Here is a 22,993-nt window from a genome sequence, read left to right on the forward strand (position 1 = left end):
AGTATGGACGCTGGTCCAGCGAACGGTCACGATGTCTTTCGTCCCCTTTCCGCGGCGTCCGCGTCGACGCAGCCGAAGCCAGCCACTACGCTCGGAAAATGGGATTCATGCGCAAAGCCCTCGCCGCTGCGGTTGTGCTGATGGCCGGCCTTCTCGGCGGGGCCCCCGCGGCGCTCGCCGTGACGCCGACCGCCGTCGTGGTTGAAGACCGCGCCGGGGTATTGGACCAGCGGACGCTGCTGCCGGCGGTACAGGCCACCGACTTTTATGAGCCCACCAAAGTTGCGGTCTACACGTACAACGGCACGGCCGCCGACAATCTGAACGAAGAAGTCCTGCGGTTCGCCCGCACCGAACATCCCGAATGGATCAGCGCCGACGGGCAGAAGTGGGCAGACGGGCTGTTCATCTTCGCCCTCGATCCGGTGGGCCGGCATGTGGGGACGTACATGGGCGAGGACCGGAAAGTCTCCCTTGAACAGCGCGAGGACATCCAGAACGCCGCCAAGGAGCTCCTTCGCGATGCGCAGTGGACCGAGGGCACCATTGCCGGGATCCGCCGCGGTGCCGAACTCATCAACCAGCCGTGGTACCGGTCCACGGCTTTCCTCGTCACAGCCTGGGCGGCAGTGGCCGCCGCAGTCTGCGCAGCCGCGGCATGGCTGATCGTGCGGTGGCGGACCAGGGTGTCCAGCCGGAAGGAACTGGCCCGGGGCGACGCCAGCTACGCCAATGTCAGCATGGACCTGCAGGTGACCGAGCTCAACGCCAGCACTATTCCCGAGTCGTCCCGGTACGGGAGCACGGTGCTCGAAAAACACCGCACATTCGTGAACCGCTACGGTGCAGCCACCGAACTATCCAACCAGGTACACGCCCTCAGCAGCCGGGACCTGAGCCGCCGGCCCAACCTCAAACTGGTCCGGAGTTACGCCGACACCGCCGCCGAACTCGACGCGCTGGACGACGTGATCGCCGATACCAATGCCTTGCTCAACCGAGGCTCGTCCTGGCCTGCCGCTTGGGACCGCCAGCTCGCGCCGTTCCGCAGTGACCTGGACGGCGTGGAAGACCTGCTGAGCCAGCGCCGCGCCGAGGGAACCTCAGCGACGGCAGCGGCCCTGCGGTCCTTCCGCGACGAAAGCCAACGTGACATGGAGCGCTGGTCGGCGGAACTGGCGGACGGCTCAATCACACCCGAAACGGCGCTGGACCGGTTGCGTGACGCCCGGACCCACCTCTCGGAGCTGCTGAAGAAACACGCCGACACCCTGATCCAGGCCTTTGCCCGCAATGAGAAGGAAGCCGGGCTGATGCGCGAGGAAATGGACAGCGCGCAGGCGGGAGCGAAGGCAAAATACGGCCGCACATACGAGCCGAGCATCCTCGGAACGGTGTACCCGTCCTACTACTTCTTCTCAGTCCCGAGCTTCAACACCGGCTTCACCAGCGGCGTCAGCAGTGTCAGTAGCGCGCGCGGCGGCGGCACCACCACGGGGTACGGGTCCAGCGGCGGAAGCTTCTCCGGGTCCGGGAGCTCATCAAGTTTCTAAGGCCACGTTTCCTGGGCCCACTCCTTGGGGCCGTACTCCCGGGCCCTTACTCCTAGGGCTCGGTCCCGGGCCGTTCGACGGCGAAATCACCACCGGGGAACATGATCGTCTCGTGCCCGTCGTCAAACCTGACGAGGTACGGCGGGGCACCATCGACCCCCCTGACCTCAACGATCTGGCCGTGTCGGTCCGTGGATTCGACCGTGGTTCCCCGGATGACAATGCGGTCCCCTGCGACTGCTTTCATGGCGATCACCTGTATCTCTATTGACGCCTCTGTGCCCGAAGATCATTATGACTCTTGACGGTGGGGGGCGCCATGGCCTTGGACTGAGGAGCCGTGCCGTGAACACCATCCGGGCATTTTCCACTGCAGAAAAAGCATTCAGCACCCATTTCCCCGAGTTCGGTTCCGCCGCCGGACCGCGTCGCCCGATCTCCTCGCTTCCCGGGCTCGTCGGTCCGGGCCACCGGCGACGCCGGCCCGGTGGTCGCCAATCCGCGGGCCCGGGCAACATGGTGGAGCCTGCGGGGTACCGGCCGTGATGGGCGCAATTCTCCGCTGGGTTCTGCAGTTCCGGATTCTGGTCCTGGCAGCGGCCGCGGGAATCCTGGCCCTCGGGCTCACCAGCCTGCCGAGCATGTCCGTGGACGCCTTCCCGGAATTCGCCCCGCCCCAGGTGGAGATCCAGACCGAAGCCCTGGGACTGTCGGCCGCCGAGGTTGAGCAGCTCATCACCTCACCCATGGAAGCCGACCTGCTGAACGGGGTCGCTTGGGTGGAGGCCATCAGGTCCAAATCCGTCCCCGGCCTGTCCTCGATCCAGATGGTTTTCAAGCCGGGGACCGACCTCCTCCGCGCACGCCAGCTGGTCTCGGAACGGCTAACCCAGGCACGCGCACTGCCCAACGTTTCGGCGGCGCCGGTGCTGATGCAGCCGCTGTCCTCGACCAGCCGGGTCATGATGATCCGGCTGACCTCCAAGGACATGTCGGCCATCGACATGTCCGTCCTGGCCCGCTGGACCATGAAGCCCGGGCTCCTGGCCGTGCCGGGCGTCGCCAACGTGGCGATCTGGGGCCAGCGCGACCAGCAGCTCCAGGTCCTGGTGGACCCGGCGCGGCTCGAAGCCAAGGGCGTCACGCTGGACGAAATCATCAAGACGACCGGCAACTCCGTGTGGGTCTCGCCACTGAGCTACCTGGAGGCATCCACACCCGGCACCGGCGGCTTCTTTGAGACGGGCCACCAGCGGATCGGGGTCCAGCATGTCCTGCCGATCACCACACCGGAGGACCTGGGCCAGGTCCCCGTCCAGGGTGCGCCAGGCCATCTCCTGCTCAAAGACGTCGCCACGGTGTCAACGGATCACCAGCCGCTGATCGGCGACGCCCTGCTAAGCAAGGAAGCCGAGCTGTTGCTGGTCATCGAGAAATTCCCGGAGACCAACACGATGGACGTGACCCGGGGCGTTGACGAGGCCCTGCACGCCCTCCAGCCCGGCCTGCCCGGCGTCGCGATAGATACCAGCGTCTACCGGCAGGCGTCCTTTATCGACGAAGAGATCGGGACGCTCGGCGCCGCCCTGCTGGTGACGCTGCTGCTCATTGTCGCCATGTTTGGGGCCTTCTTCCGTTCCTGGCGCACCGCCTTGATCAGCCTCATCACGATCCCGGTGTCGCTGACCGCGGCGGCGCTGGTGCTCGATTGGCGCGGCACCGGGATAAACACCATGGTCATGGCCGGCCTGGTGCTGGCCCTGGCGGTCATCGTGGGAGACGTCGCGGAAGACCTCAGCGGCATCGCCCGGGCACGGAGGGCCGAGGCCAGGTCCCGCCGCGAACCTTCCGACGGCGGGACGGAGTCTACGCCGGCACAGGACAGGCAGCCGCGCGATTCAGTGATCCCGGCCGCCCTGCGGGCAGCCCGCACACCAATGCTCTACTCACTGCTGATCATGGCTTTGGCCCTCACGCCCGCGCTGTTCATCCCGGGTGAGAACGGTGCCCTGTTCGGACCTCTGGTCCAGAGCTACCTGATTGCCCTGATTGTCTCGATGATCATCGCCCTCACGGTCACTGCAGCCCTCGCGTTCGTCCTTCCGGCGGCATCCAAGACCCCGGAGCGGCGGTCCCTCCGGCGGCTTGAAGGCGCGTACGGCAGGTACGTGAAGCGTTTGGCAGGGAAAACCCGGTGGGTATTCGCCGCCGCCGCGGTGGTGGCGCTGGCCGGACTGGCGCTCGCTCCCCAGCTGGCCGGGACCCATCCAGTGGTGCCCGTCCTGGCGGACAAGACCCTGGTAGTGCACTGGAGCGCGATAGCCGGCACCTCCGACCAGGAAATGAGCCGGATCACCGAGGCGGCAGCCGACGAACTGCGCACGCTGCAAGGGGTGGCCAACGTTGGAGGACACATCGGACGCGCGATCACCTCCGACCAGGTCGGCGACGTCAGCTCCGGCGAGCTGTGGGTGACCGTGGCCCCGGACGCGGCGTACGCCGACACTGCCGCCGCCGTCGACCGCGTGATCGCCGGCTATGCAGGCCTGACCAGCAAAGTCTCCACCTATCCGCAGGAACGCATCGACCAGATCCGGGAAGAAGCCGACAGTGGGTTTGCCGTCCGGGTCTTCGGACTCGACCCGACGATCCTGCGGCAGAAGGCGGCGGAGGTCCAAACAATCCTGGAGCACACCGCCGGAGTGGCCAATCCCCACGTCGACCTGCCCGCCGAACAGCCCATCGCGGAAGTCAAGGTGGACCTCGCCGCGGCCCAAAAGGCCGGCGTCGTCCCCGGCGACGTCCGACGCGCGGCAGCCGCCCTGCTGCAGGGCATCGAGGTCGGCAACCTGTACGAACAGCAGAAAGTCTTCTCCGTCATCGTCAAGGGCGCCGCGGCCACCCGCAACAGCCTGGACAGCGTCCGCAACCTGGTCATCGACACTCCCGACGGCGGCCACGCCCGCCTCGGCGACATCGCACAAGTGACCATGGTCGGGAACGAGTCCGTGATCCTGCACGATGACACCTCGCGCCGCATCGATGTGAAAGCCGACATCCAGGGGCGCCCCCTGGCCGACATCCAGCGTGACATCAACGCGGCCCTGCAGCAGATGCAGTTCCCGATGGCGTACCACGCCGAGATCCTCACCCAGTACGCCCAGCAGCAAAGCAACTACCAGTGGCTCTGGCTGCTCGCGGCAGTCGCCGCGGCCGGCATCCTGGTGTTGCTGCAAACGGCGACGGGGAGTTGGCGGCTCGCCGCCCCGCTCTTCCTGGGCCTGATCCTGGCACTGTCCGGCGGCGCGCTGGCCGCTCAGGCCACCGGCGGCGTCAACGCGCTGGTCGCCCTGGTCGCCTTCGCCGCAGTCCTGGGAATCGCTGTCCGCGGCGCCCTCCTGCTGGCAGGCCACGTCCGGGACCTGCGGGCAACAAATGCTTCGGCCCCCTGGCAGGCGCTGGTGGTCCGCGGAAGCAGGGAGCGGCTGGGACCTGTCCTGATGTCGACCGTGATAACGGCGCTGGCGCTAGTGCCCCTGGTCCTGCTGGGCGGGGTCGTCGGAACGGAAATCATCCTGCCGCTTGCCGTGATCATCTGGGGCGGCCTGCTGACAACAACGTTCTTCACGCTGTTTGTGGTGCCCGCTGTGCTGCTTCGGTTCGAGCCCCAGCAGGCGCCCAGCCCGCCGGCCGGCCAAGGCACCGCCGCACCAACTGAAAGTCGGGATGCGTCATGAACTCCACACTTTCGCCGCGGGGTAACAAGGTCGCGGTTTTCATCATCGCGCTGATCGTGACGGTGTTCACGGCGCTCTCGGCCACAGGTTGCGCCCAGGCGCCGGAGGCCGCACCCTCCGAAGGCGAACCGGCGGAGATCGCTGAAGTCCCCGGCACGGATCTTCACCGGCTCACCCTCACGGACCACGCCGTCGAACGGGTCGGGATCGCCACGGCGGTGACTGCAGTGGATCCCCAGACCGGGAAACTCACTGTCCCCTACGGTGCCATCCTGTACGACAGCTCGGGCAAGGCATGGGTCTACACCAACCCTGAGCCCCGGGTCTACGTCCGCCAATCCATCACGGTCCAGCGCATCAACGGCGACGTTGCCGTCCTGACGGACGGGCCGCCGGCAGGGACCGTGGTAGTCACCACAGGTGCCGAGGAACTTCTCGGCACCGAATTCGATACGGCCGAGTGACATGCGCTGGCTCATCGGGATCAGCCTCCGTTTCAAGACGGTTGTAGTCGCCCTCGCGTGCGCCGTGATGCTGCTAGGTTCCCTACAGTTGGGCGCAGCATCCGTGGATGTCTTCCCGGAATTCGCCCCGCCACGCGTGGAAATCCAGACCGCATGCCTCGGGTTGACCGCCCAGGAAGTCGAAGAGCTCGTCAGTGTGCCGATCGAGGCCGCCGTGAGCGGCATGCCGGGCCTGGACGAGATCCGGTCCAAGTCCGTACCCCAGCTGTCCTCGATCGTGCTGCTCTTCCATCAGGGCACTGACCTGCTCAACGCCCGTCAGCTCGTATCGGAACGGATGGCTTCGGTGACCGCGGCGCTGCCCACGTGGGCGGCCCCGCCGGTGATGCTGCAGCCGCTGTCCGCGACCAGCCGCGTGATGAAGATCGGGATGACGTCGTCGGAACATTCGCTCATCGAAATGTCCATGCTGTCCTACTGGACCATCCGGGCCCGGCTCCTGCGGGTCCCCGGGGTGGCCAACGTGGCCATCTGGGGCGAGCGGCTCCAGATGCTGCAGGTCCAGGTGGAGCCTGACAAGCTCAAGGCCCAGAACGTCTCCCTGAACCAGGTCATGGAAGTCACTGCCGGCGCCCTCGACGCCGGGCTGCTGAAGTACTCGCCCGGACGCTTCATCGGCACGGGCGGCTTCATTGACAGTCCGACCCAGAGGATGGGGGTCCGCCACGTCCAGCCGATCCAGACGCCCGCGGATCTGGCCCAGGTGACGATTCGGGAAAAGAACGGCGTGGCGCTGCATCTGGGCGACGTTGCCCAGGTTGTAGAGGATCATCAGCCGCTGATTGGTGACGCCGTGATCAACAACGGCCACGGGCTCATGCTGATCGTCGAGAAGCTGCCCTGGGGCAACACACTGGACGTGACCAAAGGTGTCGAGGAGGCCCTCCACGAGCTGCAGCCGGGCTTGCGCGGTATCAACTTCGACACCACGATCTTCCGTCCCGCCAGCTTCGTTGAGGAGGCGATCTCCAACCTCAGCATCGCGCTGTTGCTGGGCTGCCTGCTGGTAGTCATGATCCTCGTCGCGTTCCTCTTCCAGTGGCGCACGGCCCTGATCAGCATCATCGCCATTCCGTTGTCCCTGCTTACAGCCGCACTGGTGCTCTACTTCACGTCCAGTTCCATCAACACGATGGTCCTGGCAGGGTTGGTCATTGCGGTGGGCGTCGTGGTCGATGACGCGATCATCGACGTCGAGAACATCATGCGCCGCCTACGGCAGCGGCGCGCCGGAGGCGTTAAGGGCTCGGGCACCGACGAATCTGCGGCATCGGTGGTTTTGAAAGCCTCCCTGGAGATGCGGAGCCCGATCGTCTACGCGACCCTGATCATTGTGGTCGCCGCCGTCCCGATCTTCTTCCTGGACGGGCTGACCGGCGTCTTCTTCCGGCCGCTGGCCGTCTCCTACACCCTGGCCGTCCTGGCCTCCATGTTCGTGGCGCTGACGGTGACGCCGGCCCTTGCCCTGATTCTGCTGGGCAACGCCAAACTGGAAGAACGCGATGCGCCGCTGGTCCGGGTGCTCAAACGCGGCTACCACGCCGCCTTGTCCAAGGCCATGAACCGGCCCCGGTTCGGTTACGCAGGCTTTGGCGTTCTGGCGGTGGTGGGCCTGGTCCTCGCTCCCCTGATGGGTTCGTCCCTGTTCCCCACGTTCAAGGAACGGGACTTCCTGATGCACTGGATCTCCGAACCGGGAACCTCGGCCGCCGAAGAGTTCAGGATTTCCCAGCGCGGCTGTGAGGAATTCCTCAAGGTCCCCGGGGTCCTGAACTGCGGCACGCACATCGGGCAGGCATTCGCCGCGGACGAGATCGTCGGTGTCAATGCCGGCGAACACTGGATCAGCATCGACCGCCACGCCGACTACGACGCGACGGTGGCGGCTGTGGAGGAAGTGGTCAACGGCTACCCGGGGCTGCACCGTGACGTCCAGACCTATCTGAAGGAGCGGATTGAAGAGGTTATCACCGGCGCCAGCGAACCCATCCTGGTCCGCGTCTACGGAGACGACCTCAACGTGCTCCGGGAACAGGCGCAACGGGTCAAGACCATCATGGACTCGATCGAGGGCACCGAGGACCCGCATGTTTCGCTCGAGGTGGAAGTCCCCCAGATTGCCGTGACGGTTAACCTGGCCGCGGCGCAGAAGTACGGCCTCAAACCGGGCGACGTCCGGCGCGCGGCCGCGACACTCGTGGCAGGCGAGGAGGTCGGCGACGTCTTCCGGGACGGCCGGGCCTACGACGTCCAGGTCTGGAGCACCCCGGCCACCCGCTCCTCCGTCACCAGCATCGAGGATCTGCCCATCGATACGCCCAGCGGAACGCGGGTTCGCCTCGCCGACGTCGCGGACGTGATCCTGCAGGCGACGCCGAACCAGATCGACCGCACCAACGGTTCCCGCCGTGTCGAGGTGGGATCCTTCCTGGCCAACGGAGCGGATATGGGAACCGTGGTCGGTGAGTTGAAATCGCGGCTGGAGAGCCTGGAGCTCCCCACCGGCTACAGCGTGCAGCTGCTCGGCGAATACACCGAACGCGAGGCGGCAACGAACCGCCTGATGATCTACTCCGCGGCGGCACTTGTGCTGATCCTCCTGCTGCTGCAGGCGTCCTTCCGCAGCTGGCGGCTGGCAGTCCTGTCGCTGCTGACGCTGCCCGTAGCCCTGGTGGGCGGGGTCATAGCCGCCTACATGACCGGCGGAGTCCTGTCCCTCGGGTCCCTCGTCGGCTTCCTCACGGTGATGGGGATCGCTGCGCGCAACGGCATCCTGCTGATCAACCACTGCCAGCATCTGGAAACCTATGAAGGCCAAACCTTCGGCCGCGCCCTGGTGATGCGCGGGGCGGCGGAGCGGCTCTCGCCCATCCTCATGACCACCCTGGCCACCGGGCTGGCCCTGGTACCCCTGGTGGTCATGGGCAACATCCCGGGCCATGAAATTGAACACCCCATGGCCGTCGTCATCCTGGGCGGCCTGGTCACCTCCACGCTGCTCAATCTGTTCATCGTGCCCTCGCTCTATCTCCGCTTCGCCAAGTCCAGGAAGACCACGGAGAGGGAACGCGCTGCCGCCGGGCCGGCGACCGTCTGACGGCGGCCAGACTCAGAACAACGCGGCGGTCACAGTCCGGGTGAGCTGCTGAATGATCTGGGTGCGGGGGCCCATATCGGAGTAATTCTTGCCCCGGGTGTACACGACGAACACGAAGGCCCGGCCGTCCTTGTCCAGGACGGCCGCGTCATGCAGGTTTCCGAACAGCAGTCCGTACTTATGGTGAACCCCTACCCCGGGCGGAACCGCCGGCGGGATCAGTGTCTCAAAGTTGGTGTTCTGCATATAGGAAAGGAGCTGGGCGGTGTTGCGGGCATTGAGCAGCTGTCCCGTGTAGAGCAGTTGGAGGGTCCTGGCCATTTCTGCGGGCGTCAGCAGGTTGACCGTGCGGTCGTAGGTGATCCCGATCGACGCGGCGTATTCCGTGATGCCCCGCTGGCCGACCGCCCGCAGGATCAGCGCCCACGACTCGTTGTTGCTCTGCTGGACCATCTGGCGGATCTGGGCGCCGGCCGTCGAGGCGCCCATCCGGGCGGTCAGCGAGGCGCGGCCGGTTTCCACGAGATGGTAATACGCCGACGCGGCCAGGATCTTCGCCGTGCTGGCGGCCACAAACTTGCCCTGGGCCCCATAGCCGTGGACCACGCCGTCGGAGACATCGATCAAGGACACCCCCAGCGCGTAGGCGCTGTTGGCCGCGATGATCCCGTTGATCTGGCTCTCCAGTTCCGGGTCAATGGCCGGGACCGCGACGGCAGGCACGGCGGGGAGCTCAGCCGGTTTCCCGGCGGCCGCCGAGACGGTTCCCGCCACGGGCGAAGGAGTGGCGGGCAGGTCAGATGCCGGCGGAACGGTCCGGCCGGCATCGGTGACCGGCGCCGTCGCCGCAGCGGCCGGCGGGTCAGAAGGCAGCCCTGCCTGGACGCCCGCATAGACGCCGCCGGCGGCTACAAGGGCCAGTGCGACGGCGGCCGCCGTCGCATACTGTCGCCGGATCCTCCCCTCGCGCCGGGCGAGGGCCCGCGGGCCGGGCTGGGACCCGTCGCTTGCCCGGTGCCCGCCGGAGCGGTAGTGGCGCGGCGTCGGCTCAGGCATCCGGACCGGCCCCGTGCTGTTGTTCGAATCGTTCGCAGGCATCGTACTTCCCCGAAGGTGACTGACCGCGGTGGGGCCATAGACTTCCAGCATTCTTCCCGCTTGCGGTATCCCGCGCAAGGGCACGTCTCCGGGGAAAAGTGGTTCTGCCATCCAAAGCCGCGGCGTACTGTGGAGAAAACGTGAGGAGCGGAGATGCGAAAAATCGTCCTGGCCATGCAGGTGTCCCTCGACGGATTCTTCGAGGGCCCGGACCGCGACATCAGCTGGCACATGGTCGACGACGAGCTGCACCGCCATTTCAACCAACAGTTGAGCACCATGGGCGCCTTCCTTGACGGCCGCGTCACGTACGAGCTGATGGAAGGGTTCTGGCCCACCGCAGACAAGGACCCAGCCGGCGGCCCAGTGATCGCCGAGTTCGCCCGGATCTGGCGGGACATGCCCAAGCTCGTCTACTCCCGGACGCTGACATCAGCCGCCTGGAACACTACCGTGGTCCGGGATGTAGTGGCGGAAGAAGTGCTGGCCCTGAAGGCGCAGCCGGGCGGGGACTTGGCCCTCGGCGGGGCAGAACTGGCCGATACCTTCCGGCGGCTCAGGCTGATCGACGAATACTGGCTGTACGTCCATCCGGTACTGATTGGCCGGGGCAGACCGCTGTTCAAGGCTGCGGACAGCAGAGCCCAGCTCCGGCTGCTGGAGACACGGGCTTTCAGCAACGGAGTGGCGCTGCTGCGCTATGCCGCGTAGCCGGCGCGGCGGCCCCCTGTGGCCATCGCTGCTGCACTTTCTTAAGCATTTCTTAAACGGCTGACGGAAGAGTGGAAGTTGTCGCCTGTCCGGGCGCCCTTGTCCCGAGCCGGAGGATCCCATGACTGGACCTGCCCCTGTTAAGCGCGATACGCCGCCGGGCGGTGATGGAGCACTGAGCCGCAGTGGGGTACTGCGCCGTCCCGACGCCGTGCCTCCCACCGCGGGGCCCCGGCTGTGGGCCCTCCCCCGGGTCCGCCATTGGCTGGTGCTGGGCATTCTGCTGTCCGCCGCCGTCGTGGCGCTGGGCGTGGCGGCGCAGCTGACCCCCGGCTTTAGCGCCACCGAGCTCGGGATCGATCAGGATCTAAGCCGGCACCACGCCGCCGCCCTGACCGCCGTCGCGATGGCCCTGAACGTCGTGTTTGGCCCGGTGGCGGGCCTCGCGCTGATCGGCGCCACGGCGCTGTCCATCTGGCTGTTCCGCGGCGGCCTGCCCAAGGCGGTTGCTTTCGGCCTCGTGGCATCATCCGGCTGGGTGGCGAGTGAAATCTTCAAGCTCATCGTGGCCCGCCAGCGGCCCAACCCTGCCCTGCTGTTCGATCCCCTGGCGCCGGAAACGGGTTCCAACAGCTTTCCAAGCGGCCACGTGTCCTTTGCGGTGGCACTGGGATTCGCAGTGTACTTCCTGGCCCGCGGAACCCGCTGGGCCAAGGTCACGGCCGCCGGGGCGGCGGCGGTGGCCCTGATCGTAGCCTGGTCACGGCTGTATATCGGCGTCCACTTCCCCACCGACGTCGCGGCGTCGTTCCTGGCCGCGAGCGCAGCCGTGGTCTTGCTCGCGGGACTGTGGAACCGTGTCGCGCCGCGGATGGCGGATTGGCGTCGGGTGACGTCCGGCAGCCGGCCGCTGGGCGCTGAGGGGAAATGATAATGCCCGCCCTAAACGTTCTTGCCGTCCTTCCGGCCGCCCACGCCGCCGGAACACCGTCCCTGCTGGACCCGGCAAGCCTGCTCGCCGGGTTGGGTCCGGCCGCCTTGGGTGTGATCGCGGCCATGGTCTTCATCGAATCGGGCGTGCTCTTTCCCTTCCTGCCCGGCGACTCCCTGCTGTTCACCGCAGGCCTTCTGCACCAGCAGCTGCAACTGACGTTGCCCGTGCTGATCGGCGTCGTCACCGCGGCCGCGGTCGCCGGGGACCAGGTCGGCTACATGCTCGGACGGAAATTTGGCCGGCGCTGGTTCAAGGACGACGCCCGGATCCTGAAGACAGCGCACCTGACCACCACGGAGGACTTCTTCCGCCGCCACGGCGGGGCCGCCGTCGTGCTGGCGCGCTTCGTCCCCATGGTCCGGACGTTTGCTCCCCTGACCGCCGGAATCGCGCGCTATGACTACAAATCCTTCACCCTGTGGAATATCACCGGCGCCGCGGCATGGGCGGCCTCCGTGACGATGCTTGGCACCTGGCTGGGGCACTTTGACATCATCGCCAGGAACATCGACGCCATCGTCGTGGCCATGGTGCTCGTCTCCGTCGTGCCGGGGGTGGTGCAGCTCCTCAAACGCCGCCGCAACTCCCGCGGCGCAGCCGCATCCGCAGCCAACGCCGCCGGCGACACGGCGGAGGAACCCGGGGGCGGACGGCGGACTGAGGAAATGGCCGCGGAAGAATAGCTGACATGACTTCCGCTGAGCTTCCCTCCCTGCTGCTCGTCGAGGACGACGCCGTCCTGGGACCGCTCATCGCCGAGCTCCTGGACCCCGACTACCGGGTCCAGTTGGTCACCAACGGCCGCGATGGCCTCCACCAGGGGCTGACCGGGAGCTGGGACGTCATGATCGTCGACCGCGGGCTGCCCGCCATGGACGGCATCGCCCTCATCACGGCTTTGCGGTCGAAAGGCATTGCCACGCCCATCCTGATCCTGACCGCGCTGGGCGATCCCGACGAAAAGGTCAGGGGACTGGACGCCGGCGCCAACGATTACGTGACCAAGCCGTTCGACGCCGGCGAACTGGCAGCACGCCTGCGCGCACTGACGCGCTCCTTCCCTCCCCCGGCCCCGGCACCGGTGGCGATCGGGGACTGGGAACTGGACCCGACGCAGCGCTCCGTCCGTTCCGTCTACGGGCAAACGGTGCCGCTGACCGCGAAGGAAGGCCAACTGCTGGCAGCCCTGGCCGCGGAACCGGACCGCGTCTTCACCCGGGACGAGCTCCTCGCGGCGTGCTTCCACGCCTCGGAGCAGCCCGGCGTGATCGATACCTATGTCCATCACCTGCGCCGGAAGATCTCCAAAGCCGTGATCCGCACGGTGCACGGCCTCGGATACCAGATCGGCGATGCTCATGAGTGACGGCCGGCCGGCACGCGGAAATCCGGACCACTCCGTCCTGCGCAAGGCCTCCCTCAAGGTCGCGCTGCGGATCAGCGCCGCGTGCGCGGTCATGGTTCTCGGGCTGCTCGCCGCCACGGCGCTGTACCTCACGAACCAACTGGCCCATCCTGAAGTGCCGGGTTCGGCGGCGGCCGGGGCGGCCTACACATACCTGGATTCCAAGGATGTCCTCGAAGCCATGATCATCGCCGGGGTGGCGGGAATCCTGCTGGCCGGCATCGTCGGGTGGCTCAGCGCGCGCAGCGCCATCCGACCCCTCAGTGAGGCCCTGGCCAGGGAGCGGCGTTTCGTCCAGGACGCGAGCCACGAATTGCGCACCCCATTGACCATCCTGGACACCAGGATCCAGCTGGCCCAGCGCAACACTGTGCCCGGCTCCAGGCAAAGCCAGGACCTGGCCCGGATCCGGGAGGACGCCGCGACGCTGACCGGGATTGTCACCGAACTGCTCCTCGCGGCTACCGCGGAGGCCCCGGCCCACTCCGCACCCCCTGCCGACCTGGCCGATGCTGCCGCCAGCGTCGCCGTCAGCCTCCAGCCGGTGGCAGAGCAGCGGAAGGTGCGCCTGGAATTCTCTGCCGATGCCCGGCCGCTGGCCCGGATCGAGAAGAACTCGCTGCGCCGTGCCGTGCTGGCCCTGGCGGACAACGCCCTGGCCCACACGCCTCCGGGCGGCCGCGTGTCCATCACGACCTCAATCGAGCAGAAGCGCGCCGTGATCACCGTGGCGGACTCGGGGACCGGAATTACCGGCGTCGATCAGGCCCGGATCTTTGACCGGTTCGTGCGGACCGCCAGCACCGGCAGCTCACAGGGACAGCGGAGCTTTGGGATCGGGCTGGCCTTGGTCCGGGAGATTGCCGTCGCTGCGGGGGGCACTGTCGAAGTGGCCGCGACCGGGGACGAGGGAACGGTCATGAAGTTGACGCTTCCGCTCAGTGCGAGCGGGAATCCCTGAGGATCCTGTGCTGGAGAAAGGCGGTGCCGCCGGGAGCCCGGACCCCCAAAATGCAGAGACAGGAAAGACCGGCGATCGATTTGCCCCCAAGGGAAATCGATCGCCGGTCTTTCCGGACTGTCTGGCCCCGCTCGGGGCCATGCGGCTTAGGCGCGGACGAAGGTCACGCCGCCGGTCGCGGTGAGCCAGGACAGCGGGTGCACCATCGTCTGGTTCGAGCCGTTCATGCCGCCGCTGACCACCTGGCCGTTGCCGGCGTAGATGCCCACGTGGCCGGACTGGACCACCATGTCACCGGGCTGCGGCGTGGCAACAACGGCTCCAAGGCCAAGGAACGCGCGGGGACCGATGTCGCCAACGGGCTTGCCCGCGGCGCCAAGGGCCTTCTCCACCATGGCGGTGCAGTCCTGGGTGATGCCCACCTGGCTGTAGGCGGCAGAGAGCATGATGGCGTTGCGTCCGCCGGCAGCGGGCGCCGCGGCCGGCGCTGCTGCCGGAGCGGCCTGCACCTGGACGGTCGCCTTGGGCGCTGCCACCGGGGCTGCCGCGGGCGCTGCAGCGGGCGCTGCAGCGGGAGCCAGAGCTGGAGCCGGAGCAACGGGCTGCTCGATGACCGGCGCGGCAACAGAATCCACTGCGGGGCGCTCGAAGCTGATCTTGACGCTTGAATCGGCGCTGACGGGGGCGCTGACCTGTCCGGTGACGTCGATGTTCGACGCCGGAGCGGAGTCACGCTGCACGGGGGCGGTGGCGGCGTTGGCAGCCATTCCGCTGGTCAGGACCAGGCCGGATGCGGCGGCGAGGACGGCGGCATGGCGCGCAAAAGTATTGACTGAAGTCATGAATGTAGCCTCTCCCAATGCCTGCGAGGTGAGCTGTCGGATTCGGATGGGAGGCACCCGGCCGCACTCCCGGGCCCGTCGTGGCGGGCACTGTGCGGCTTCACCCCAAGACCTGCATATCAGCAGGTCAAAAGTGGTTTCCCCGTCTCTGCCGGACGTTGATGCGAGTTACCCCCGGGCCGCGGCAGAGTTAGGCAATCGGCTGGGGAGCGCCCGTATCGGAGACAACAGGCACTCATCAACCGTAGCGCGAACCGCACCCGAAAGTCACATTCAGGTAACGGAGGCGGTGAGGGCGTCCCGCAATTTGCCCATAGGGCGGCGCCGTTTCCGAACATAGGATGATGCCATCAGCACCACCGGAAGCGGAGGCCCGAAATGAACAGCCATTGTGTCGCCATCTGCCAGTTGAGCACTCAGCCCCAAGAGGATTTCGACGTCAACACCGAGCTGCTGATCCTGGACGGCGGGGACGTCCACGTAAGCACATGGGACGCGGAACCGCGCGACGGCGGCTTCGACGAGCACGTCCTGAATGACCGGGTGGACGCGCTCGGGTACATGGTTGTCAACGACTGGGCCTTCCTGGACGGGAAGGCCTACGCAGTAGTGGAACGGCGGTCGGGAACGGTGCCGGCGGGCCGCGGCGAACCGTGACCTTCCTGTCCCTGGCGCTGATCGCCATCATCGCCCTGGCTGGCCCCCTGCTGGCCCTGCCCGTGCGCTGGCACTTGCCTGTCATGCTGGGTGAGCTGCTGGCCGGCATCGCGATCGGGCGCTCAGGCCTGGCCCTTGTGGACCCCGCGGACCCGACATTCACCCTGCTGGCCAATATCGGCTTTGCGCTGATGATGTTCGTGGCAGGCACCCACGTTCCCGTGCGGGATCCGCACATCCGTGGCGCCCTCGGGAAGGGCTCGCGCCGGGCGATTGTGGCCGCAGCGGCAGCGGTGGTGGTCGGAACCGGCATCGGGCTGCTGTTCGGGACTGGACATGCTCCCCTCTACGTCGTGCTGCTGGCGTCTTCGTCGGCCGCCCTGGTGCTTCCAATCGTCGATTCCCTGCGCCTCGGCGGGCCAGATGTCGTGGACATGACAGCGCAGGTGGCAATAGCCGACACAGCCTGCATTGTGGCGTTGCCGCTCCTGGTGGATCCGCCCCACGCAGTCCAGGCGGCGCTGGGCGTCCTCGTGGTGACCGGGTGCGCGGTGGTGCTCTTTGTCGGCTTGCGCTGGCTGGAGCGCCGGGGAATCCGCCGGCGCGTGCACCGGCTCTCGGAAAGCCGCAAGTTTGCCCTGGAGCTGCGAATCCAGCTGGCCGTACTCTTCACCCTGGCCGGTGTCGCAACGTGGAGCAATGTTTCTGTGATGATGGCAGGCTTTTCCTTCGGCCTGGTGATGGCTGCCGTCGGCGAACCGCGGCGGCTGGCCCGGCAACTGTTCGCGCTCAGCGACGGCTTCCTGGGTCCGCTCTTCTTCGTCTGGCTGGGTGCCTCGCTGACGCTCAGGGACCTGGCCGGACACCCTGACATGATTGCCCTCGGCCTGGCACTGGGGGGCGGGGCCCTGCTGGCGCATGCCGACCTGGCTTTCCTGGGACTCCCGCTGCCCCTCGGGGTGTTGTCGGCGGCCCAGCTTGGCGTACCGGTGGCCGCGGCGAGCATCGGCACGCAGCTCCAGGTCCTGCTCCCGGGCGAGGCCGCGGCCCTGCTGGTGGGAGCGCTGGTCACCATAGCCGCGGGCGCCGTCGCCGGGTCACGGGCGGCGAGGACTTTCGCGCTGCCGGCAGGTGCCGGCGGCAAGTCCGGGGATTCCGGCAGCACCGTCGGGCAGGGCGATCCGGGAGATCCGAAGGGCTGACAGTCCGGATGTCTGAATGTCCGACATGTCTGAATGTCCGAACCAGCCGGATCGTCATGCCCCAACGGACGTGAATTGCAGTTCCGGCCTCCGCTTTGCCATCTCCGCCAGGACCCGGGAGACCGCGTCCCGGACAGCCATGCCGTCGGCGTCGAACTTCCCGCCAGGCTCGCCGAGCACCGCGTTGGCGTGCCGGACAAACCTGTCCCAGTCCCCCGCGCCCGCGCGCAGCGCCAGCAACGGCGAGAGCAGCGCGGCCCGGCGCAGCCAGGCATCCGGCTCGCGCACCCATCGGTCCAGCACGCTGTCGGCCCGCACCCTGGCCAGGACATCGAGTCCGTCCACCAGGGGCCCGACGACGTCGACGGCGAGCGGATCCACAAGGTCCGGCACCCGCGCCTGCCGGATGAACCCCTCCAGCCGGGTGAGGTCGGCGTTGGTCAGCAGCTTCACGTTGTTCTGCAGCAGGACCACGGCGGCCAGCCGGCGCTCGAAAACCGGCGCTGCCCGCAGATCCGAGCCCGCCAGATCGGAGCGCTCCAGTTCCGAGCCCCACAGTTCGGAACTCAGCGCAGCGACCTCATCACGGGAGAGTCCGGGATAGCGGCGGCCGGCATCGCGGACCGTGCCACGTACGGCACCCACGGAGGTGCCGTAGAACCGAAGGCCGCTGCCCGCTGGCTCCGTTTCCAGCCGCGCCTGCAGCTGCTCAGCGCGGCGCCAGGAAGCTTCCCGCTGCAGGGAGAGGTCGATGAACTCGCCGGCTTCACTCACGGGTCCATTCTTTCCCCTCCCAGCTCACGGTGGAAACGCGGTGCCAAGCCGTCCTGAGCGGCGGGCGTGGACCGTCCAGATCCCCCGCCGGCCCTGCTTGGCAGGTCACCCTTATCTTCGCGGGAGGCTTGCGGGCTGAGGTAACGGTCCGGTAACGTTGGCCGCTGGCCGTGAGGCCCGGCCCGAATGCAGGGCCCCGGACCGCCCCTTCGCAGGGCCCCGTTGCGCCGTTCGGCGTCTGCTCGCCCATGCCTTGCGGCAGGGGCCGGATGAGACTTTCCGCACTATCCGCCGCCCTGGCAGCGTCGGTTGTGTGTGCCAGCCACGAAAGCCCGGAGGGGTCCGTTGTTCAAGAAACCGCTGTTCAGTAAATCAACGTTCAATACATCAACGTTCAAGGATGCACGGCCGAAGGCACGCCTCTCGGCACCACAGCTGAACAAGGTAGCGATTGCGCTGAGCCTGGGCGCACTGTCCCTGACCGGCTGCAGCGCTGGTCCCACCTCCGGCGCCGCAGCCGTTTCCCCGGCCACCGAGGCCGCGTATTCTGCTGCGGACTCCACGTCCTCGGCGGCAACCCAGGCCTCGCATCCTGCCGCGAAGGCCACGGCCTCGGCGGCCGCAACGCCGAAGCCGGCGGCCCCCTCGGCCCCCAAACCTGTCTCCGGCACGGCCGCTGCACATCCGGCCCCCGGAGCCGGTGCGGCACCTGCACCGGCTGCCGCGGCAGCCGCCCCGGCAGCTGGCGCACAAGCGGCAGCCGCTCCGGCGCCGGCACCGGTAACGGCGGCCGCCGCGCCCGTCGCGGCCCAGGCCGCCGTCGCCGCGACCGGCGACGGGTCCCAGGCCGCCACGGCCCGGGGCTGGGGTGCGGTTGTTGCGGGTGACGAGTTCTCCAAGGCCGGCGCCCCCGACTCCACCAAGTGGAGCGTCTTCAAGGGATCCGGACATGCCGGCAAGGGTGTCAGGAGCCCGCAGGCGTGGTCAGTCGCCAACGGCGTGGCCACCGTCAGCGGTGACTCGGCCGGCACCACGGGCGGCATGTCGGCCAAATTTGCGCAGCAGAAATACGGCAAATGGGAGACGCGCATGCGGACCAACGCCCGGGACCCCGAGTACCACCCCGTGCTGATCCTGTGGCCCAACAACAACACCTCGCCCAACTGCGCCGAGATTGACTACGCCGAGGGCAGCACCAACACCACGCAGATCAAGTTCTTCCTGCACTACGCCTGCGGCGGCTCGAACTTCCAGACCACGGCGGCCAAGACGATCGACACCACCCAGTGGCACAACTACGCAGTGGAGTGGACTCCTGCCGGCATCACCGGTTACATCGACGGCGTGAAGACCTTCTCCGACACGAACCCCGCGCACCTGCCCTCCGTGGGCATGCATCAGACGTTGCAGCTGGACTGGTTCCCCGACGGATCGGCCACCAAGCCTTCACAGATGCAGGTTGACTGGGTCCGCGTCTACAAATAGGACCGACACCAGGCAGCCCCGCGCCCTGTTGCGGCGCGGGGCTGCCGTGGCGTTGGACCCTGGTTCGCCGTCACAGGCGGCCGGACTCAAACCTCCTGAAGTTCCCGGGCGAGAACTGCTGAGACGAGCATCGAACCGGCCGCCGTCACGGCGTCGATCACCGGAACCCCGAGCCGGCGGCGGAGCACGTCCGCCATGCCGATGCTGCTCAGGCCCGTGCTGGCCTGGACGATCACGTCGGCACCGGCGTCAACCAGCATGTGGGCCGCAGCGAGGGCGTCGAAGATCCCGGCAGGCATGAGGAACGCGTCGGGTGTCTCGACCCGCCCCTGCCCGTCAATGAGCAGCATACGGTCGCCCAGTGCATCCGAGATCGGGCCCGGTACGTGTGCGCCGAGTCCCAAAACTCCAATCCGGCCGCCGAAGGTCAGAGCCGCGGCCGCGGCTGCGGAGCCCGCCCCGATGACCGGGATATCCACGGCTGCCCGTGCGGCGGCCAGCCCGGGGTCGGACGCGCAGCTGATAATCAGGGCGTCGGCGTCCCCCGCCATGTCCCGCGCCAGCTGGACAACTTTGGGTGCCGCAGACTCGAGCGACGCCTGGTCGTAAACGCCGGACGGCTGGTCCGGAATACAGCGCGAGGTGACGGTAAATCCGAATGCTTCCCGGAGGAGTTTCCCGTGGGCGTGAAGCAGGCGTCGGTCCGACGTCGTCATCACCCGGATCAGTCCAACACGCATGGCGTACTACCTTTCGAACGGAGTGCTTGGTGCGAGGCTACCCGGCGAGTATTTCCGCGTCTTTTCGGGCAGATGACCAACACAAGCGCTGCAGCGGATACGCCCCGTGGCGCCAGCGGCCGTTAGCATTCCGCGGGCAGCGGCGACGTGACTTGTGCATGAAACTTGGCGAAAACTTCGCTCCCGTGTGGGGTTGGTGGCCCGGCGTCGTTGTAGGTTTGTCACGGTGGCCCGTCTTAGGACCCGGGTGCAGTACCCGGGATTGGGGGAAGGCGGCAGGCCGGTTCCGGACTCAGCCGGAACGTTGACCAAAGGAATAGCCATGTCGGTGGAGCCGTCGTCCACTCCAGGACGCCTCGAAGAACAGAATCCCGAGAACCTGGTATCCGGTGCGGAACATGCCGCATCTGCCGCCGGAATCCGACATCAGGCCGCCAGGATCATTGACGCCGTCCTGGACGACACTGCCCCGGAACAAACCCGCGCACGGGAACTGCTGCGCCAGCAGTTGGCTGCGCATCCCGGACATCCGGAACGGGCCCTGTTGGAGCACCTTGCGGCGTTGAAGGCTTTTGACGGGCACCGCGAAGGGACGTCGGAGGCTGGCGGCCCGTTCCGGCCGGAATTTGCCTCCGGCGAGTAAGCGCAACACTTACTTGTAAACGCGGATCCAGTCGACCTGCATCTGGCTGGGTTTGGTGGGCGTGCCGTTGGGAAACCAGTCCAGCTGCACTGTTTGGTGCATGCCCACCGTGGGCTGGTGCGCCGGGTTCGTGTCCGCAAACCACAATGACCCATCGAGGTATCCGGTAATTCCGGCGGGGGTCCACTCGACTGCATAGTTGTGCCATTGCGTCGTGTCGAGCGGCCGGGCTGCCCGGGTCTGGAAGCCCGGTCCGCTGCAGGCGTGGTGCAGGTTGAACCTGATCAGAGTGGTGTCCGCAGTGCCTTCCGCATAGTCGATCTCGGCACAGGTGGGTGAACTGTTGTTGTTCGGCCACAGGATCAGGACCGGATGGTATTGCAAATCCCGCGCACTCGTTTTCATCCTGGCCTCCCAGCGGCCGTACCGCTGATTGGCAAACCTGGCGGACATTCCTCCCGTGGTGCCTGCCCCGTCGCCGCTGAGGGTCACGACGCCGCAGCCCACTGCAAGGGCATTCGGACTTCGGATCCCCTTGCCCGCGTGCCCCGGGCCCTTGTAGACCTTCCATTTCGCCGGGTCAGGCGGCCCTGCATAACTAAACTCATCCCCGGCCACCACCGGTCCCCAGCCGCGGACGACGGCGGCCTGGGTCCCGTCGGAGGCGAGCGTCACGGCCGTGGCGACTTCGGCGGGCCGGTCCATGCCCGGCGCGGCGCCATACCCGCCAAGAGTCAACGCGCCCGCCGCGGCCAGGGCCGCCGTCGTTCGTCCTACGGTCATCGTGCCTCTATCCGGTCGGGAGGTATCTCCGGGCCCTGTCGCTCATACGTATTTGCCGAACCAGGCGAGCGTGTCGTTCCATGCGGCCGTGGCCTGCTCCTGGTTGTAGCGCGGCCCGGTGTCATTGTGGAAGGCGTGGTCCACGCCGGGATAGATCTTGAGCTCGTTCCGGACGTCGGTTTTGGCCAAGGCATCCCGGAGCGCCGGCATGGCGCCGGTGATCCGCTGGTCCAGTTCGGCGTAGACGCCGAAGACAGCCGCCTTGATGGCGGTGACCTTGTCCAGGTCAGGCGCGGGTCCATAGAATGCTGAGGTCGCTTTCAGTCCCGGGATCGCGGTCGCCGACTGCCACGTGATGCCGCCACCGAAGCAGAAGCCGTTCATGGCGATGCGACCCTGATCAACGAAGTCCTGGGCGTTCAGGTAGTCAAAGCCCGCTGTGAAGTCGGAAACGTGACGCTGCGCCCCGGCCTGGGTCAGCGCGCCCGGGACAGCGTCCGGGTCCATACCCGCGGTCCCGCCCTCCCGGCTGAGCAGGTCCAGGGCCAGTGCGGCGTATCCGGCTTTGGCGAAGCGGCGTGCCACATCCTGGATATGGGGTGTCAGCCCGCGGTTCTCGTGGCAGATCAGCACGGCCGGCCCGGCGGCCCCCTGTGCAGGCCGTGCGAGATAGCCACTGATATCGGTGCCGCCCGAGGCGAATTGCACGGTCGCCGTTGTTAGTCCGGCCGCTCCCTCCGGGACCGACAGCGGGCTCTTGGCCCCCGGCACCGCACCCGCGGACGCGGCGCCGGACCCCGGAGCGGACAGTGTCGGCGTCGGCATCGGATCGGTACTGCGGGGAACCTCGTCGGGCGTGCAGCCCACCAGGAGCATCGCCGCCGAGGCCGCTGCCATGCTGCCCATGATGAACGCCACACGGCGCGTGAACGTGTGCTGGCTCATGGCGCCGGCGCGGTAGTCGTCGAAGAATTCCTCGATCAGATACTTTTCAAACTTGCCGAGCTGGGTCATGACGGGCCTCTTCCAGTGTGCCGATCATCCTCCTCCGAAGTCAGAATTCCGGCAAGGGTCCTGCACGCAGAGCCACCGCGGCCGGGCGCCCGGCTACTACCCAACTTCCCAACAACGACGACGACGGCGGCGGCCCAACCCGGCGCCGGCTCGGTAGCGGCAGGCTCCCGTCACCGGCACCACGCCAAATCGCTCAGACGCGCGCGTAGCCTTCCTTCAGCCGCCTGGGGCCCGCCGCCTCAGTCCCCGCGACCACCCGTGGGCCGGTCCGGCCGGCGGCCCGTTAGCGTATGGACTGCCTCTGCAATGCCCACGTCCCCCCGTTCAAGCTCTTGCATGTAGAGTCTTCCGCTCGTAATGAGGCCGTCCTTGATCTCGAAGATCGTTACGCCGCGCATGTCGAAGGACCGTCCATCGGTGCGGGTGCCGAGCCAGGTCCATTCGCTCCATGTGCTGTTACCGTCGTCCACGGAGCGGAGCAATTCTGCGTGAAAATCGGGAACGCCAGCGAATATCGCTGCCCAGTTCGCGTGCATCTGCGCCCGTCCCACAAATGCCCTGGCCGGGTGCACCGGCTGCACGCTTTGGTACGACTCATGGAACAACGCGGCCGCTGCCTCAAGGTCGTGGTCGTTGAACGCAGCAAGCAGGCGCTGGATAAGTTGGCTCATGTGATCACTCCTCAGCTTGGCGGGCTCCTCCTCGGTTTCAATCTGCAGGCTCGTTGGCGGCCCGCGCCACTGCCGGAAACCGGTCGGCCCGGATCTTCAATT

At 67.3% G+C, this 22,993-nt stretch carries 21 protein-coding genes and 1 riboswitch; of the genes, 13 read left to right on the top strand and 8 right to left on the bottom strand.

The genetic code is table 11. The features are described from left to right. Positions 1–98: 98 nt before the first annotated feature. Positions 99–1,553 (top strand): DUF5129 domain-containing protein, encoded by a 1,455-nt coding sequence (locus C566_RS0104930; RefSeq protein ID WP_018773229.1) that lies wholly within the window; start codon positions 99–101, stop codon positions 1,551–1,553. 52 nt (positions 1,554–1,605) lie between these two features. Here C566_RS0104930 and C566_RS0104935 read toward each other — a convergent pair whose 3' ends face one another. Continuing rightward, positions 1,606–1,800 carry a DUF1918 domain-containing protein gene (locus C566_RS0104935; RefSeq protein WP_026266393.1) on the bottom strand — a complete coding sequence of 65 codons (195 nt, stop codon included), beginning with the start codon at positions 1,798–1,800 and terminating at the stop codon, positions 1,606–1,608. 298 nt (positions 1,801–2,098) lie between these two features. Here C566_RS0104935 and C566_RS20815 point away from each other — a divergent pair, with 298 nt between their 5' ends. The 3 genes from C566_RS20815 to C566_RS0104950 are packed head-to-tail and all read left to right on the top strand — an operon-like array spanning position 2,099 to position 8,911. After that, positions 2,099–5,290 (top strand): efflux RND transporter permease subunit, encoded by a 3,192-nt coding sequence (locus tag C566_RS20815; protein ID WP_018773231.1) that lies wholly within the window; start codon positions 2,099–2,101, stop codon positions 5,288–5,290. Further along, positions 5,287–5,754 carry a hypothetical protein gene (locus C566_RS0104945; RefSeq protein WP_018773232.1) on the top strand — a complete coding sequence of 156 codons (468 nt, stop codon included), beginning with the start codon at positions 5,287–5,289 and terminating at the stop codon, positions 5,752–5,754. Before C566_RS20815 ends, C566_RS0104945 begins: the two co-directional genes overlap by 4 nt. A 1-nt stretch (position 5,755) precedes the next feature. Further along, positions 5,756–8,911, top strand: a complete 3,156-nt coding sequence (locus tag C566_RS0104950) for an efflux RND transporter permease subunit (protein ID WP_018773233.1) — start codon at positions 5,756–5,758, stop codon at positions 8,909–8,911. A 12-nt stretch (positions 8,912–8,923) separates the two neighbouring features. On the opposite strand, the gene C566_RS0104955 is transcribed toward C566_RS0104950, so the two are convergent. Continuing rightward, the gene (locus tag C566_RS0104955) at positions 8,924–10,009 is read right to left on the bottom strand and encodes a serine hydrolase (RefSeq protein ID WP_018773234.1); all 1,086 of its coding nucleotides are present in this window, start codon (positions 10,007–10,009) and stop codon (positions 8,924–8,926) included. A 153-nt stretch (positions 10,010–10,162) separates the two neighbouring features. Between C566_RS0104955 and C566_RS0104960 the strand changes: the two genes are divergently transcribed. From C566_RS0104960 to C566_RS0104980, 5 genes are all read left to right on the top strand, one after another. Further along, positions 10,163–10,720 carry a dihydrofolate reductase family protein gene (locus C566_RS0104960; protein WP_018773235.1) on the top strand — a complete coding sequence of 186 codons (558 nt, stop codon included), beginning with the start codon at positions 10,163–10,165 and terminating at the stop codon, positions 10,718–10,720. Positions 10,721–10,841: 121 nt separating this feature from the next. Continuing rightward, entirely contained in the window at positions 10,842–11,651 is an 810-nt protein-coding gene (locus C566_RS0104965) for a phosphatase PAP2 family protein (protein ID WP_081627249.1), read from the top strand. A gap of 2 nt (positions 11,652–11,653) precedes the next feature. Further along, complete coding sequence (locus C566_RS0104970) at positions 11,654–12,397, top strand: DedA family protein (RefSeq protein WP_018773237.1); 744 nt, start codon at positions 11,654–11,656, stop codon at positions 12,395–12,397. Between the two features lie 5 nt (positions 12,398–12,402). Then, positions 12,403–13,080 (top strand): response regulator transcription factor, encoded by a 678-nt coding sequence (locus C566_RS0104975; protein WP_018773238.1) that lies wholly within the window; start codon positions 12,403–12,405, stop codon positions 13,078–13,080. Beyond that, positions 13,073–14,080 (top strand): sensor histidine kinase, encoded by a 1,008-nt coding sequence (locus C566_RS0104980; RefSeq protein WP_018773239.1) that lies wholly within the window; start codon positions 13,073–13,075, stop codon positions 14,078–14,080. Before C566_RS0104975 ends, C566_RS0104980 begins: the two co-directional genes overlap by 8 nt. Before the next feature lie 146 nt (positions 14,081–14,226). On the opposite strand, the gene C566_RS0104985 is transcribed toward C566_RS0104980, so the two are convergent. Then, on the bottom strand, positions 14,227–14,922 hold the full coding sequence (locus tag C566_RS0104985; RefSeq protein WP_018773240.1) for a hypothetical protein: 696 nt from the start codon (positions 14,920–14,922) through the stop codon (positions 14,227–14,229). Positions 14,923–14,926: 4 nt separating this feature from the next. Then, positions 14,927–15,129, bottom strand: a riboswitch (cyclic di-AMP (ydaO/yuaA leader). Between the two features lie 201 nt (positions 15,130–15,330). On the opposite strand from C566_RS0104985, the gene C566_RS0104990 reads away from it, so the two are divergent. Together C566_RS0104990 and C566_RS0104995 are read left to right on the top strand one after the other, a co-directional pair. Next, positions 15,331–15,579, top strand: coding sequence for a hypothetical protein (locus C566_RS0104990; protein WP_231386249.1), 249 nt, complete (start codon positions 15,331–15,333; stop codon positions 15,577–15,579). Next, a complete protein-coding gene (locus C566_RS0104995) occupies positions 15,576–16,781 on the top strand; it encodes a cation:proton antiporter (RefSeq protein WP_018773242.1) in 1,206 nt (401 codons plus the stop codon). The genes C566_RS0104990 and C566_RS0104995 overlap by 4 nt, the downstream gene beginning before the upstream one ends. A 54-nt stretch (positions 16,782–16,835) precedes the next feature. Here C566_RS0104995 and C566_RS0105000 read toward each other — a convergent pair whose 3' ends face one another. Then, entirely contained in the window at positions 16,836–17,555 is a 720-nt protein-coding gene (locus tag C566_RS0105000; protein ID WP_018773243.1) for a DNA alkylation repair protein, read from the bottom strand. Between the two features lie 345 nt (positions 17,556–17,900). Here C566_RS0105000 and C566_RS23080 point away from each other — a divergent pair, with 345 nt between their 5' ends. Next, positions 17,901–19,040, top strand: a complete 1,140-nt coding sequence (locus tag C566_RS23080; RefSeq protein WP_231386250.1) for a glycoside hydrolase family 16 protein — start codon at positions 17,901–17,903, stop codon at positions 19,038–19,040. 86 nt (positions 19,041–19,126) lie between these two features. On the opposite strand, the gene C566_RS0105010 is transcribed toward C566_RS23080, so the two are convergent. Then, entirely contained in the window at positions 19,127–19,780 is a 654-nt protein-coding gene (locus tag C566_RS0105010; protein WP_018773244.1) for an aspartate/glutamate racemase family protein, read from the bottom strand. A gap of 322 nt (positions 19,781–20,102) precedes the next feature. Between C566_RS0105010 and C566_RS20825 the strand changes: the two genes are divergently transcribed. After that, positions 20,103–20,423: a hypothetical protein gene (locus C566_RS20825; protein ID WP_018773245.1), complete on the top strand. Its 321-nt coding sequence runs from the start codon at positions 20,103–20,105 to the stop codon at positions 20,421–20,423. A gap of 9 nt (positions 20,424–20,432) precedes the next feature. On the opposite strand, the gene C566_RS0105020 is transcribed toward C566_RS20825, so the two are convergent. The 3 genes from C566_RS0105020 to C566_RS0105030 form a co-directional block, all read right to left on the bottom strand. Next, positions 20,433–21,206: a glycoside hydrolase family 16 protein gene (locus tag C566_RS0105020; protein ID WP_043465732.1), complete on the bottom strand. Its 774-nt coding sequence runs from the start codon at positions 21,204–21,206 to the stop codon at positions 20,433–20,435. A 42-nt stretch (positions 21,207–21,248) separates the two neighbouring features. Further along, positions 21,249–22,220, bottom strand: coding sequence for a dienelactone hydrolase family protein (locus tag C566_RS0105025; protein WP_018773247.1), 972 nt, complete (start codon positions 22,218–22,220; stop codon positions 21,249–21,251). A gap of 239 nt (positions 22,221–22,459) precedes the next feature. Further along, positions 22,460–22,891 carry a nuclear transport factor 2 family protein gene (locus tag C566_RS0105030; RefSeq protein ID WP_018773248.1) on the bottom strand — a complete coding sequence of 144 codons (432 nt, stop codon included), beginning with the start codon at positions 22,889–22,891 and terminating at the stop codon, positions 22,460–22,462. Positions 22,892–22,993: the final 102 nt, after the last annotated feature.

The organism is Arthrobacter sp. 131MFCol6.1, from assembly GCF_000374925.1.
Lineage (GTDB): Bacteria > Actinomycetota > Actinomycetes > Actinomycetales > Micrococcaceae > Arthrobacter.

Coding starts and splice junctions, on each gene's coding strand:
- C566_RS0104965 (WP_081627249.1), top strand. CDS start 10,842: ATGACTGGACCTGCCCCTGTTAAGCGCGATACGCCGCCGGGCGGTGAT.
- C566_RS0104985 (WP_018773240.1), bottom strand. CDS start 14,922: ATGACTTCAGTCAATACTTTTGCGCGCCATGCCGCCGTCCTCGCCGCC.
- C566_RS0104980 (WP_018773239.1), top strand. CDS start 13,073: ATGAGTGACGGCCGGCCGGCACGCGGAAATCCGGACCACTCCGTCCTG.
- C566_RS0104955 (WP_018773234.1), bottom strand. CDS start 10,009: ATGCCTGCGAACGATTCGAACAACAGCACGGGGCCGGTCCGGATGCCT.
- C566_RS0105030 (WP_018773248.1), bottom strand. CDS start 22,891: ATGAGCCAACTTATCCAGCGCCTGCTTGCTGCGTTCAACGACCACGAC.
- C566_RS20815 (WP_018773231.1), top strand. CDS start 2,099: ATGGGCGCAATTCTCCGCTGGGTTCTGCAGTTCCGGATTCTGGTCCTG.
- C566_RS0104945 (WP_018773232.1), top strand. CDS start 5,287: ATGAACTCCACACTTTCGCCGCGGGGTAACAAGGTCGCGGTTTTCATC.
- C566_RS0104970 (WP_018773237.1), top strand. CDS start 11,654: ATGCCCGCCCTAAACGTTCTTGCCGTCCTTCCGGCCGCCCACGCCGCC.
- C566_RS0104960 (WP_018773235.1), top strand. CDS start 10,163: ATGCGAAAAATCGTCCTGGCCATGCAGGTGTCCCTCGACGGATTCTTC.
- C566_RS0105025 (WP_018773247.1), bottom strand. CDS start 22,220: ATGACCCAGCTCGGCAAGTTTGAAAAGTATCTGATCGAGGAATTCTTC.
- C566_RS20825 (WP_018773245.1), top strand. CDS start 20,103: ATGTCGGTGGAGCCGTCGTCCACTCCAGGACGCCTCGAAGAACAGAAT.
- C566_RS0104975 (WP_018773238.1), top strand. CDS start 12,403: ATGACTTCCGCTGAGCTTCCCTCCCTGCTGCTCGTCGAGGACGACGCC.
- C566_RS0105010 (WP_018773244.1), bottom strand. CDS start 19,780: ATGCGTGTTGGACTGATCCGGGTGATGACGACGTCGGACCGACGCCTG.
- C566_RS0105020 (WP_043465732.1), bottom strand. CDS start 21,206: ATGACCGTAGGACGAACGACGGCGGCCCTGGCCGCGGCGGGCGCGTTG.
- C566_RS0104930 (WP_018773229.1), top strand. CDS start 99: ATGGGATTCATGCGCAAAGCCCTCGCCGCTGCGGTTGTGCTGATGGCC.
- C566_RS0104935 (WP_026266393.1), bottom strand. CDS start 1,800: ATGAAAGCAGTCGCAGGGGACCGCATTGTCATCCGGGGAACCACGGTC.
- C566_RS0104950 (WP_018773233.1), top strand. CDS start 5,756: ATGCGCTGGCTCATCGGGATCAGCCTCCGTTTCAAGACGGTTGTAGTC.